The 12,764-nt window shown below is 68.0% G+C and carries 9 protein-coding genes; 1 reads left to right on the top strand and 8 read right to left on the bottom strand.

Going from position 1 to position 12,764, the window contains the following annotated elements; genetic code table 11:
• Window positions 1–1,664 precede the first annotated feature (1,664 nt).
• Window positions 1,665–3,053: a glycosyltransferase gene (locus FJY88_08090; GenBank protein MBM3287292.1), complete on the top strand. Its 1,389-nt coding sequence runs from the start codon at window positions 1,665–1,667 to the stop codon at window positions 3,051–3,053.
• 21 nt (window positions 3,054–3,074) lie between these two features.
• Here FJY88_08090 and FJY88_08085 read toward each other — a convergent pair whose 3' ends face one another.
• The 8 genes from FJY88_08085 to FJY88_08050 all read right to left on the bottom strand — a co-directional run.
• Window positions 3,075–4,658: a hypothetical protein gene (locus tag FJY88_08085; GenBank protein ID MBM3287291.1), complete on the bottom strand. Its 1,584-nt coding sequence runs from the start codon at window positions 4,656–4,658 to the stop codon at window positions 3,075–3,077.
• 118 nt (window positions 4,659–4,776) lie between these two features.
• Window positions 4,777–5,961, bottom strand: coding sequence for a glycosyltransferase (locus tag FJY88_08080; protein ID MBM3287290.1), 1,185 nt, complete (start codon window positions 5,959–5,961; stop codon window positions 4,777–4,779).
• Window positions 5,958–6,971 carry a glycosyltransferase family 2 protein gene (locus FJY88_08075; GenBank protein ID MBM3287289.1) on the bottom strand — a complete coding sequence of 338 codons (1,014 nt, stop codon included), beginning with the start codon at window positions 6,969–6,971 and terminating at the stop codon, window positions 5,958–5,960. Before FJY88_08075 ends, FJY88_08080 begins: the two co-directional genes overlap by 4 nt.
• Window positions 6,972–7,008: 37 nt before the next feature.
• Entirely contained in the window at window positions 7,009–8,415 is a 1,407-nt protein-coding gene (locus tag FJY88_08070) for an O-antigen ligase family protein (protein ID MBM3287288.1), read from the bottom strand.
• A gap of 4 nt (window positions 8,416–8,419) precedes the next feature.
• Window positions 8,420–9,628 carry a hypothetical protein gene (locus FJY88_08065; protein MBM3287287.1) on the bottom strand — a complete coding sequence of 403 codons (1,209 nt, stop codon included), beginning with the start codon at window positions 9,626–9,628 and terminating at the stop codon, window positions 8,420–8,422.
• Between the two features lie 111 nt (window positions 9,629–9,739).
• On the bottom strand, window positions 9,740–10,870 hold the full coding sequence (locus FJY88_08060) for a glycosyltransferase family 4 protein (GenBank protein ID MBM3287286.1): 1,131 nt from the start codon (window positions 10,868–10,870) through the stop codon (window positions 9,740–9,742).
• Complete coding sequence (locus FJY88_08055) at window positions 10,867–12,432, bottom strand: flippase (GenBank protein MBM3287285.1); 1,566 nt, start codon at window positions 12,430–12,432, stop codon at window positions 10,867–10,869. Before FJY88_08055 ends, FJY88_08060 begins: the two co-directional genes overlap by 4 nt.
• 150 nt (window positions 12,433–12,582) lie before the next feature.
• The coding region (locus tag FJY88_08050; GenBank protein MBM3287284.1) for a pyridoxal 5'-phosphate synthase glutaminase subunit PdxT at window positions 12,583–12,764 on the bottom strand (182 nt) is incomplete at its 5' end.

Here is a 12,764-nt window from a genome sequence, read left to right as displayed (position 1 = left end):
TTATCAACCTCGGGCAGATCGCGGACGAGGCGTTCGTCCGGGAGACCCGCCGCCGCGCGGACGAGGTGCTCGATCGGGTCCGGTCCGGATCGGAGAAGGTCCGGGAGCGGGTGAGGACGATTCTCGGGGCGTAGCGAGGCTCGGAGCGGAAAGGTGACTGCCGGGGGATCGGAAGAAAAGTCCGCCACCCGAATCCCGGCGGCGCGCGCCGGCCGTTCAGCCGTTTGGCTCGTTCCGCTTCTCCTCTTCGCTGTGCTCGTTGCGATCCCTACGCGGAGCCCTTCGGGGGACGCGTACGAGTACGGGCGCATGATGCGCGGAACCGACGCCCCGCCCGAGACGAACCCGAATCGCCTTCTCCTCTACCCCACGGTCCGCTATCTCTACGAGCGCGTCGCAATCCCTCTCTCCGGGAGGTCGATCGAGCCGCTCGAGACCCTCGTCTGGATCTCGAGGCTCTCCTATCTCGTGTCCGGCCTTCTCTTCCTCCTTGCCATGCGCCGTCTCTTCCCGGAAGGAGCGGTCGCGGGGATTCTCGCTTTCGGCTACCTCTCTTCGCACGCACTTCTCCTCTTCGGGACGGACGGCGAGCCGATCCTCCTCGCCCACCTTCCGTTTCTGCTTGGCGGCGTTCTCCTCCTCGACACGCTCCATCGCCGGTCGTGGATCCGTGAGGCGTTTGCGGGTTCCCTTCTCGGCCTCTCGGTCCTCTTCTTCGCCACGAGCGCCCTCCCGGTCGTGACGATCGGCATCGCCCTCCTCGTCGCGGGCCTTCTCGGACGGAGACGGACCGGATTCGCGTGCGCTCTCCTCGCCGCTCTCGTCCCTCTCGCCGGCCTCGCGGCCGCGTACGCCCGCTCGGGGGCGGATGTCCCGTTCGCCGCGTGGATCACGCGCTACGGGAGCGGCTCGACGAGCCTCTCCTACGGCGGGTTCTCGCTCCTCTCTCTCGCGCGCGTCCTCTTCGGCCTCGTCGATTCGATCGTCCCCGTGGGCGGGGCGGCGCGCCTCGTGCGCTATTGGACGGAAGGAGAGGGAAGCATCGAGGCCGCCCCGACCGACGCATTCTCCCTCGCGCTCTGGCTCCTCGCCCTCGCCGGGACGGCGCTTCTCCTCGCCGCGGGCGCGACCCGAATCCGCGCCGAGCCCCGCCGCGCGGTCTTCGCCGTACTCGCCGTCTCTTTCGCCCTCCTCGTTCTCTTCAACCTTCAATGGATCGGGAGCGATCCTCAGTTCTGGCTTCTTCCACTCCCGATCCTCTGGGCGCTCTTCGGCTTCTCCCTCCTTGGGCGCGGGAGGCTCGTGGGTGTTCTCCGTGCGGCGGTGGCGCTCGCCGTGCTCCCGCTCAGTCTCTTCGGCTCGGTGATTCCGCTTCGCACCGACCGGAGCGCCGAGAGAGAGCGTGCGACGGTCCTCGCGCGCGTCGAGCCGGGAGGCCTCTTGATCGCGCCCGGCCTCGACTGGACGGACGGCGTCGAGCGCTACGACCCTTCCCCCGGCGTCGAGGTGATTTCCCTTTGGCGCTGGAGCACTCGCGCCGAATGGGCAGGCGATCCGATCCGCTACTACGCGGCGATCGACTCGGCCATCTCGCGCGCCCTTCTCGAAGGTAGGGCGGTCTACATGGAAGGGGTGTTGAACGAGCCGTTCCCGATGGGGGTGCCGTGGAGGGAGATGCGCCCCCGCGGCTTCGAGATCGAGAAGATCCTGGAGCTTCTCCAGTCCTACCGTGCGACGGACGTCCCCGCCGAGAACGGCGCGACCCTCTGGAAAATCGAGGCCCCGCACGGTGCGGACGAGGGGGCGCTGCCGTGACCGAGACCGGGCGGGCTCCGCTCCGTATCCTTCAGATATGTAGCTTTGTCCCCTATCCTCCCGACTCGGGCGGAAAGCTCGTCGCGTTCCACCACCTCTCCGGACTCGCGAGGAAAGGACATCGAGTCGCGCTTCTCGCGCCCCTCCGCCGGGAGGGGGACAGCCGGTCGATCGCGGAGCTTGGGCGGATCGCGAAGACCGTTGGCGTCGACGTCCGGGGGGAGCATGAAATCCGCCGCGTCGCTCGAGGGCTCGTCCACGGTGATTCGATCCGGATCGCGCGGCACCGTTTCGCGAAGGTCGAGGAGAGGCTCGACCCCCTCCTCGACTCCTTCCGGCCGGGCCTCGTAATCCTCGACTCGCTCTTCACCTCCTACCTCATCGATCCGATTCGCCGCCTCTCTCCCGCTCTTCCAGTCGTCCTTCTCGAGCACAACGCGGAGAGCCTCCTCGTCCGGCGCTTCTTCGCCCGTAGCGGGATTCTCGCCAGGATCGCGGGGAGAATCGAGGTCCGCCGGATCGAACGAACGGAGAGGCGAGCGCTCCTTGCCGCGGACCGCGTGATCGCCCTCTCGAACGAGGACCGGCGCGAGATGCTCCCTCTCGCCCCGGAGGCGCGGATCGCTGTCGTTCCCCCGGGAGCGAGGGTCTACCCGCGTGAGGTGATCCCGCTCCCCTCGCGCCCGCGCTCCGCCCTCTTCCTTGGGAGCTTCCGGTGGCCCATGAATCGGGACGCCGCCCTCTGGCTCGCCCGCTCAATCCTTCCCCTCGTGCGCGCGCGAATCCCGGACGCGGAGATCGTCCTCGCCGGAGAGGGCCCGACGCGGGAGATCCTCGCTCTCCACGCGCCGGAGAAGGGGATCCGAGTTGCGGGGCGCGTGGAGGACGCGGCGGCCGCGGTGCGCGAGTGCGCTCTCTCAGTCGTCCCAATCCGCGCGGGCGGGGGAGTTCGCCTCAAGATCCTCGAGGCGCTCGCGAACGAGCGTCCGGTCGTCAGCACGACGGTGGGGTGCGAGGGCCTCCCCTTCCGCAATGGCGAGACGATCCTCGTCGCCGACACGCCCGAGGCGTTCGCGGATGCGGCAGTCCAACTGCTCGAGAACTCCGCGCTCGCCTCCTCGATCGCGCGAAGGGGGAGGGAACTCGTAGAGAAGAACTTCGCCTGGGAACGGATCATCGAGAGGGTCGAGGAGATCCTCTACGAGACGATCGAGCGCGGGACCGGACGCGGAGCTTGAGGAGCGAAGGAAACTCCGTCCCTACTTCGAGGCGCTGTCGACGACGAGGTAGACCGTCGCGAGTTGCGCAGCCACGGTCATGAAGTCTTTGAAGAGCTCCCAGTAGTCGCGCTGCGGTTTCTCGGGAATCCAGACGGTATCTCCCGGCTCGAGACGCGTGTCCCCCGCGTCGAACCAGATTCCGGAAACCCCCTTGATGACGCGGACCTTCCCCTTCGAGGCGCGGCGCGCGAAACCGCCCGCGTCCCGGATGTAGTCCTTGTAGCTCGCCCCCTCGCGGAAGGGAAGGCGCCCCGGGTTCACGGCCTGCCCGCTCACCGTGATCGTCCGTGTGATCTGGGGAACGCGGATCACGTCGGCGCGCCGGAGGAGAATGTCCTTGGACAGATCCCCGTCGCGGAAGAGGGCGACGAAGTCGACGACGACCCTCTCCTTGTTCTCGCGCGAACGCATCTTGAAGTAGGCGTACTCGTCCTCGGTCATGTCGGCGACCGGAACGAGCCGGAGCCTCTCGAACTCGCGGTCCTCCGCCTCGCTCCGGAACGACTCCCTCGTGAGCGTCGCCTCGTAGAGATCGGCGTCCTCGGTAAAGCCCCCCGCCCGCTCGACGAGCTCCGTGAGGGTCTCCTCCCCTTCGTCGATCACGTAGACACCCGGGTAGAGCACCTCTCCCTCGACCGACACGCCGCGATGGAGTTGCCATTGGGGAATCCTTCGGACGAAGATCTCGTCGCCCGCTCGGGCAACGAGGTCCGGTTCCTCGCTCCGAGGCGGATCGTGCGAGAAGTCGACGGTGAACCGTCTCGTTCGGGAGGGATCGTAGTCGAGGAAACGGGTGACCTCGACCCGGTCCCTCACGGCGTCGTCCATGAACCCTCCCGCGATCTCGATGATCTCACGGAGCGTCTCGTTCTCGACGATCTCGTACTCGCCCGGAAGGGCAACCTCCCCATGAACTCGCGCGATCCCCATCCGGATCGGAACCTGGATCAGGTCGCCGTCCGCGACATAGGGGTTCGCGTACCTCTCGCCGAACATCTCGAAGCGGACGACGTCGGCGGTGCGCGTCGATCCGTCGAGGCCGAGAACCCGGATCCTCCGGCGCGACGCGTCCTCGGCGAAGCCGCCCGCTCGGGCGATCGCCGTCGAGACCCGCGTCATCGCGTTGGAGACGTAGGTCCCCGGATCGGCCACCCGGCCGAGCACGTGGATGTCGAAGCGCCTCAGCTCTTCGAGCGCGACCTGGACCTCGACCCCGTGGTAGTAGCGGGAGAGGACGCCGAGGATCTTCTCGCGCGCCTCCGCGAGCGTGAGCCCCCAAACGGGAACCGCCCCCGCCGGCGGGACCGCAAGCGAACCCTCGGGCGATACGATGGACCGGGTCGTCACCGGGTGCTGCCCCAACACGCTGATCCGGAACGCGTCGCCCGGCCCGACCTTGTACTCGTTCGGGTCGACCGGCCCTTCGGTGATCACCGGGGGCAGCGAGGGGACGGTCCGGATGGAGTCCGCGACCGATCCGAGGACGCTCCCCGTCGGCAGCACGAGGGAAAGCAAGACCAGCAGAAGACGATTCTGACGATCGACGATCGTTTGGGCGCGCACCCCTTCTCCTTCGCGACGGAAGCCGGACGCCCCGCCGCCGGGTCACGGGAATTCTAGCGCAAACCAGTTGCGCGAGGGGACGGGAAAGGACGTATTCCTGCCGGGCCGAATCAGAGATCTACGACCCACCCCGCTCCCGCTCGATCGTACGGAGGCGCTCCCTCGCGACGTTCCACGTGAAGCGACTCTCGACGAACCGTCTCCCCGCCTCACCGAGGAACCGGGCGCGCCCCCCGTCGCGGAGAAGCTCCACCGCCTTTTCCACCCAATCCTCCTCCGAAGAGGCCGTGAGGAAAGCCTCCTCTGCGGAGCCGTCGATCCCGCGCGCGACCTCCGGTGAAACAAGAACCGGAACGCCGGCGGCCATCGCTTGGATCACCTTGTTCTGCGTGCCGGCGGCGAAGCGGAGAGGCGCGATGAAGAGGTCGATGCGGGCGAAGAAGGCCGCAAGATCGTCGACGAAACCCTCGAACCGCACCCCGTCGCGGCGCGCCAGATCGTTCACGACAGGGGACGCCCCCCGCCCGGCGATCAGGAGACGCGCCTCCGGAACCCTCTCGCGGATCCGTGGAAGAACCCGCTCACAGAAGAACGAGAGGCTGTCCACGTTGTGGAAGACCTCGAGGTGCCCGAGAAAGCCGATCCGCTTCCCACCCCCGGCCGGGAGAGGCGTCGCGAGAAGCGCGGGCTCGACCCCATTCGGCACGACCCGCACCTTCTCCCCGACCCCCTCGCGGGCCAGGATCTCTCTCTCGGCCTCCGAGATCACCCAGATCTCGTGGGCGTCACGGCACGCTCCGATCTCGAAGCGCCGGATGCGCGCCCCCTCCAGCCTGTAGACCCGGTTCATCGGAAACCTGCGGTAGGCGGCGCTCGCGACGACCTCGCGCGAGATCACGTCGGTGAGATCGAGGAGCCGAAACGCCCCCTCGACCGAGCGGGCGTACGGGAAGACCCGGAAGAGATGGGAGAAGACCAAGTCGTAGGGATCTTCCCGGACGAGGGCGCGGACCCGCTCTCCGAACGCCTTGTCTTTGTAGTAATGAACTTGCAGCGGATCGCGTGAAAGGAGCCCGCGGAACGCCCTCGCGACCGAGCGCGACCTGGGAAGAACGACCTCCTCGACGCGCCCGCAAAGGGCCCCGAGCGCCTTCCCGTCCGGGCGGTCCATCTCTCTCTCCGTGAAGGTGAGAAGATCGACCTCGTGCTCCGAGGCGAACGTCTCGAGGAGGTGGAACGCGCGCACCCGGTCCCCCCGGTCGGGCGGATGGGGAATGCGCGAGGAGAGGAAGAGGATTCTCATGGCCGCTCCGCCTCCCCGGCTCCAACTTCCTTCTTCTTCTTCGCGCGGGCCCCGTCCGCGAAGCCCAGGTGCCAGCCGACCACGCTCCGGAAGATCGCGACGCGCGACCGCGCCCGCTCGCGGATCCTCGGCGAGAAGGGGCTGCACACGAGGCCAAGCGACGCCCAGAGGACGAGACGGTTCCAGGCGCCGAGAAAGAGAATCGCCCCGGCGACTCCCGCGCGGAACGGCCCATGGTGGATGCGCATGTAGAGAATCTTGCTCCTGTGGTTCTCGACGAACATCCTCTCCGGCATGCGCGCGACGCTTCTCCCCCCGAGGTGGACCGCCGTCCCCTCCGGCACATACCAGATCCTCCACCCCGCTCGCCGGGCGCGATAACAGAAATCGGTCTCCTCCGAGTACATGAAGAAGCGCGGATCCATGCCGTTCAGCGCGGAGATGGTCTCCCTCCGAACGAGGAGAAACGCGCCGAGGAGCACGTCGACCTCGCGCGCCTCGCGGTAGTCCATGAAGCCGAGTGAGTATTTCCCGAAGATGCGGTTCCGCGGAAGGAGGCGGTCGAGGAAGAACGCCTCGAAGAGATAACCGGAGAGAGAGGGAAAGGACGAGCAAGATCGCTGGAGCTTTCCGTCCCGTCCGACGAGGCGGCAGCCGGCGATCCCCGCGTCGGTGCGGTCGCGAAGGAACGCGAGAAGCGGATCGAGGCACCCTTCCCGAAGCTCCACGTCCGCATTGAGTAGAAGGACGAAGCTCCCGCGTCCTTCGCGGAAGATCCGGTTGCACGCCGCTCCGTATCCTCGGTTTCGATCCTCGACGACAAGCCGGACCGAAGGGAACCGCTCACGAACGAGAGCGGCGGAGCCGTCGGTGGACCGGTTGTCTACCACGATCACCTCGGCGGAAAGGGGGGCGGTCTCACCAAGAAGCGAGGAAAGGCATGCTCCGAGGCACTCCTCCGAGTCGTAGCTCACCACGCCCGCCGTGAGGAGGATCCCTTCCGCGCTCACCGGGAACTCACCTCCCTGCGCTTCAGGACGAGGCCGCTCACGGCTCCCCCAACCTGCCGGGGCGGCGGCCGTTCCTCGCTTCCCGCTCCCGGGCGAGCGCGGCGGTCGCGCCGAGGAGAAATGCCATGTATGGAAGGTTTACAGGCGAACAGAACGTATAGTTCGTGAGGGCCATCTGCATCAGCTGGACGATGTTGGCGTAGAAGCCGACGAGGAGGACCTTGTCGGTTCCCGAAGCGGCGCGGATCGCGGCGAGAGCCGTCCGGAAGTAGGAGGCAAGGAGCCACCCGAAGGCGGCGAGCCCGACGATCCCCATCTTGAGAAGGAGGAGCAGGTAGCTGTTGTGAACGAACCACCAATGCGGCTCGCGGAGTCGATAGAGGGGATGGAAGAACTCGAGCGTGAAGCCGTAGCCGGTCCCGAGGATCGGCCGCTCGGCGAAGTGTCGAAGGGCGAGCCCCCATTCGATCACGCGCACGCGAGTCGAGGCGTCGATGCCGAGAGAGGCGAATGTGCCCAGACGATCCCAGATCACCTCGATCGACTCGAGTAGGCCCCAGCGGGCAAGCCCGGCGGCGACGCAGGCGAGCACCGCGAGGGTGCCGAGGAGCGAGCGCCGTGCGAGCCGCCGGAAACGCTCGCGCGGAAGCGTGCGCAGGGCGAAAAACCCGACGACGACTGCCCCCGAGAGAAACCCGGTCCAGTACCCGCGCGTCAGGGTCGCCACGAGCTGGAGGATCATCGGGAAGAGAGCGACTGTTGCCCATGCTCTCCACTTTCTCTCCTCGTGAAGGGCGGCGACGGCGAGCAGGACCACCGCCGCGAGACCCGGGTGGACCGAGAAGGAAGGAGTGTGCATGCGAACGAACCCCTCGCGGGCGAAGAGAATGACCGCGTAGATCGACTGCGCGAAGAGAAACGCCGCGTAGACCGCGAAGATGCGCGCCGTCGACTGCGAGCCGAGATTCCGTGCAAGGACCGGCACCATCGCGAGGCAGAGATAGGGGAAGGCTTCGAGCGGCCACTGCTCGATCGTCGCCCCCCCCGTGATCCCGATGAGGGAAGCGAGAGCGACGAGCGCGAGGAGAGCGAAGACCGGCCGGTCCAGGGGCGCGCGTTCCGCGAAGAGACGCCCGCGGGCGAAGAGGCGCAGGCGGTCGGCGAGGAGAAGGAGAAAGAGCAGACCCGAGAGCCCGCCGAGCGCGACTCGAAATCGGTAGCCGGTGAACGGGAAGAGGGCGCCGCCCAGAACGAGGATCCCGGCGAGGACCGGAATCGGCGCCGCAAGCAGGAGTAGGACGCCAGCGGCCGCAGCGGCGGCGACCCAGAACGCGGGGGGGGCGAGGAGGACGAGGAGAAGGAGCGCGACCTGCGCGATGAGGAAGAGAGCGAACGAAAGGGGAAGCGTCTCTTCGCGAAGCCGTGCGGGGGACGCCGCGGACACGGCGCTACTCCCGGTCTTCCGACGGCGATTCGCTGGCGAGGCCTCTACGGAGAAGACGCCCGAAGTCCGCGAGGTCCTCCCTCACCGAGGGAGGGGGCCCCGAGAAGCGCCGCGTACCCCCGATCGCCCGCCCCCCTTCCGCGCCGAAGGCGACGACGATCCCTGCGAGCAGCCCGAGGCCGAGCCCCGAGAGAACGACGAGTGTCCTTCGCGGCTTCGCCCTTCGCACCGGCGGCGTCGCGCGGTCGAGAACCTGAATCGTCGGCGTGTCCCGCATCTCCTGGATCCGGGCTTGCTCGTACTGCTCGGTGAGAAGGGCGTAGAGCCGATTCTGCAGCTCGAGATCACGCGTGAGGCGGATCATCCGCATCTTCACGGTCGGGACGCTTCGGAACGGAACGTAGAGCGAAGCGGAGTCCCCCTCCGCCTGCGCCCGGATCATCCCGTCGAGCTGCCCGCGAAGCTCGGAAAGCTCGTCCTCGAGCCGCCTGACCGAAGGATGGCTCGACGTCAGCTCCTGCCGCAGCACGCCGAGTTCCACCTGGCGCTTCGCGATCTCCGAAAGAAGACCGGAAGCGGCTTCGATCGCGGCCCGCGTCTGCTCCTTCAGCTCAACCGAGGAGTTCTGCTCCTCCATCTTCCGGAGTGCCTCCTCGGCGCGCGCGAGATCGACCTTCGTCTCCGCGAGGCGTCCCTCGATGAAGAGCCGCGTCTTCTTCGCGGCGGTGACGCGCTGCTCGCGGTTGAACTCGTCGAGCGCGTCGAGGTAGGAGTTGGCGATCGCGGCGGCCCTCTCGGGCGTCCGCGCCATCACACGGATGCTCACGAGCCCCTCGGGCGTGACGGAGATGCCGGTCCTCGAATCGAGAACGCGGATCGCCTGCTCCATGTTCTTCGCCTCGTAGACCTCGAGCAGGTCGTTCTCCTCGACCACGCGCCCTCTCACCGTCCGGCTTTCGAGGATTCGCGCCACAATCTCGGATGGAGTGCCGGTCGACGCGAAGTTCGCGAGGATGGGGGCCTGGGCGATCGCCGCCGTGAGCAGGCTGAACTCGCTCGACCTCTCCTCGGGGGGAAGGACCGTCGCCCGCCCGAGATACCACTTGGGGAGGAGGAGGCTGATCACCGCGGCGAGGAACGCGACGCCGAGTGCGTTGGCGAGAACGAGCCGGCGGTGGAAAAGAAGGGTACGAAGGAACTCCTGGGGGCTCATACGCCCCGAACGGTACCCCCGCCGAAGGCGTGAGGTCAAGCGGGAAGGGGGTGGACACGGGACGGGCGCGTACCGGCGCGGGGGCGGCGGCCGGCGGCGGGTCGACCCGGGCTAGGCGCCCGGCTCGATCGAGTCGAGGAAGCGCTTTTCGAGCCGCGCGGCGCTCGTCTCCCAATCGAAGGCGGCGATGCGGCGAAGGCCCTCCTCGGCGAGGGCGCGGCGGAGGCGGTCGTCGTTGAGGAGTGCGGTGAGGTTCGCGGCAAGCGCCCCAGGGTCTCGAGGAGGCGAGAGGAGAGCGGTCTTCCCGTGCTCTGCGTATTCGAGGTTTCCGCCGCAGTCGGTCGAGACGACCGCGCACCCGCACGCCATCGCCTCGGCGGGGGGAAGGGCGAACCCCTCGGCCAGGCTGCTGCACAGGAAGACGCGCGAGTCGTTGTAGAGCGTGACGAGAGGCTTCTCGGAGAGGCTCCTCCGGTACTCGATCCAAGGGTCCAGGCCGCGCGGGGGCGCCTCGGTCCCGAAGAGAACAGCGCGGAGGGCCGGGCGCCTCGAGCGCGCGACGCGGAGGGCGGCGATCCCGTCCTGGCCCCCCTTGAACGGAGCGGAAGAGTACATCATCGCGACCGTTTCGGGCCTCGCGTCGAGGGGGCGGAAGGGTCGGAAGCGGGAGGCATCGATGCCCGGGGGGACCACCGCCACATCCGCGCGAACCCCGGAAGACGCGATCTTCTCCGCGATCCACCTCGAGACCGCCGTGATGCGGAGCGGAAGCCTCCAGGTCGCTTCGACGCGGCGCGCGATCCGCTCCGGGTCCTCGCCGTGCGGCAGGAAGTGCTCGACGTGCTGTACGAGATAGTGGCCGACCCCTTTCCGCCAATCGTAGCCGGCAACCGGGGCCGCGGTCTGCCACGCGGTTGCGACGATGATCTCCCCGTCAGGCACGTGTCTCTCCGATGCGTCGGGGGCGTAGAGCATCTCCACCCGTTCGTCGACCTTCATCCAGCGGACTCTCGGCTTCGAGACGAGGTCGCGAAGGTCCGCCGCGAACCGCCGAAACCGCCCAAGAGGAACCCCACGCGGAACGGGGCCCCGTTCGGGAAGACCCCGCGCGTGGAGAAGCGAGACCCTGTGCCCCTTTGCCGCGAGCCGGTTCGCGTGCTCGTACACGACGCGGAAACCGCCCACCGGGAGGCGCGGATAACAAGGGAGAACGAACGTGATGCGGAGAGGCCGCTCGCTCACCGTCCCGTCCCCCCGCCGCGCAGCCGGAGCGCGACCGCGCGGAGCACCTCGCGGTCGCGCGCGTTCGCTCCCCAGCGGAATGCGACGACCGCGTAGCCCGCGGTCGCGACCAGCCAGGCGCCGATGCCGAGCGGAGCGGAACGTACGCCCGCCGCGAACATCGCCGAGAGGGCGACGTACGCGAGGACCGCCCCGCCGAGGAGCAAGGTCGTCCTCCCGCGGAACGAGGCCGTCCGAAAACCAAGAAGACGCCGCGCGAAGAGAAAGAGGAAGGCGACGTCGACGAGCGTGATGAGGAGCTTCGCGAGGGCCGCGCCCTCAAGCCCCGCGCGCGGGAGAAGAAGAAAGAGAAGAAGAGCGAAGAGAGGGACCTCGAAGAGATCGAGCTTCGCCTTCAGGTCCGGCCTCCCGAAGCCCTGGACGACGGAGAGCGGGACGTAAGCAAAGGCGTGAAAGAAGAAAGAAACGGCGAGGATGCGGAAGAGGAGCGTGCTCTTCTCCGCGAAGTCCCCGCCGAGCCAAAGCGAGAGAAGCGCGCCGCCGAACGCGACGAAGAAGACCGTGACCGGCACCATGAGGAGGAAGAGCCACTTGAGCGAATGGGAGAAGAGACGGAGCACCGTCTCCCGGTTCTGTGGCCCGTGGAAACTGAACGCCGGGAAGAGCGTGAGCGCGAACGCGGCGGGGAGAGCCGCCGCCCGCACGATCATCTCGTACGGCGTCGCGTAGTAGGCGAGGAGCCCGACCGAGAGGAACGACGCGATCAGGAACCGCTCGAGGTGCGAGAGAATCGGATTGGTCGCGTTGGACACCGTGACCCATCCACCGAAGCGGAGGAGGGGCGCGATCGGAGATCGGATTGGGCGTGGGGAGCGCGCGGCCGGACCGACGAGACGCCTGCAGGACACGTAGAGGAGAAGCGCCGCGACGGCGCGGCTCGCCAGGATCACGAGGAGAACCGTCCCGAGCCCCCTCCCGAGAAGAACGGCGGCGGCGGGGACCAGGTAGTTGAGCGAGGTCGTCGCGGCCCAAACAGCGTTCACGACGCCGAAGCGCTGCGCGGCGGCGAGGAAGCCCCGTGCCGTCCCCGCGACGAAGAGGAAGGGCATCGCCGCGGAGAGCAGGAGGAACGCGGTCCTCGTCTCCCCGACGAGATTAGGCGGCACGCGGAAGACCCGCTCGGCGAGGAGGGGGGCGAGGAGGCCGAGGAACGCCGAGGCCGCGATGCCGAGCACCGCGCTCAACCGCATCGACGATCCGAGGAGCGCGACGAGAGCGGGGGCGTCTTTCCTGCCGAACAGCTCAGCGGCGTGCTTCGTCACCGCGGGTCCGAGGCCGAGCTGGAAGATGCCGAGGTAACCGAGCAAGACCCAGCAGAGGGTCAGCACGCCGAAGCGGTCGGTTCCGAGCCCGCGGATCACGTAAGGGATCACGGCGAGCCCGACGATGAGGGGAAGGACCTGCCCGGCGAGGTTGAGGAGCGTGTTCCGCACGAGCGTGTCGCCGCCGACCGCGACGCGATCCGCAGGCGGCACGCTCTCTCTCTCCTTGGTGGGCTCCATCGGCAGCTCGATCCTCGCCGCGCGAAACGCCGGTCGACGCGCGGAGGCTATCAGAACGGAAGGACAGGGACAAGACAGGCCCGCCGGGAGCGCCTTCGAGCGGCAGCCTCTCCATCCGGCTTTCACGAGGTGGACGGCCGGAAGCGGCGGTCAAGATCTCGCGGAGGCCAATCTCAGAAAGAGACGGTGGATCTCCGGGTCGCGTGTCAGCTCCGGATGGAACGCGGCGGCGAGGATGTTCCGCTGGCGGACGAGGACCGGCTCGCCGCGCAGGGTTCCGAGCACCTCAACGTTCTTTCCGACATCAAGGATTCGAGGGGCGCGGATGAAGA

It is taken from the genome of Candidatus Eisenbacteria bacterium, from assembly GCA_016867495.1.
In the GTDB taxonomy this organism is placed as follows: domain Bacteria; phylum Eisenbacteria; class RBG-16-71-46; order CAIMUX01; family VGJL01; genus VGJL01.
This window is presented reverse-complemented; position numbering and strand designations above follow the sequence as displayed.

Coding starts and splice junctions, on each gene's coding strand:
- FJY88_08080 (MBM3287290.1), bottom strand. CDS start 5,961: ATGAGAATCCTCTTCCTCTCCTCGCGCATTCCCCATCCGCCCGACCGG.
- FJY88_08065 (MBM3287287.1), bottom strand. CDS start 9,628: ATGAGCCCCCAGGAGTTCCTTCGTACCCTTCTTTTCCACCGCCGGCTC.
- FJY88_08055 (MBM3287285.1), bottom strand. CDS start 12,432: ATGGAGCCCACCAAGGAGAGAGAGAGCGTGCCGCCTGCGGATCGCGTC.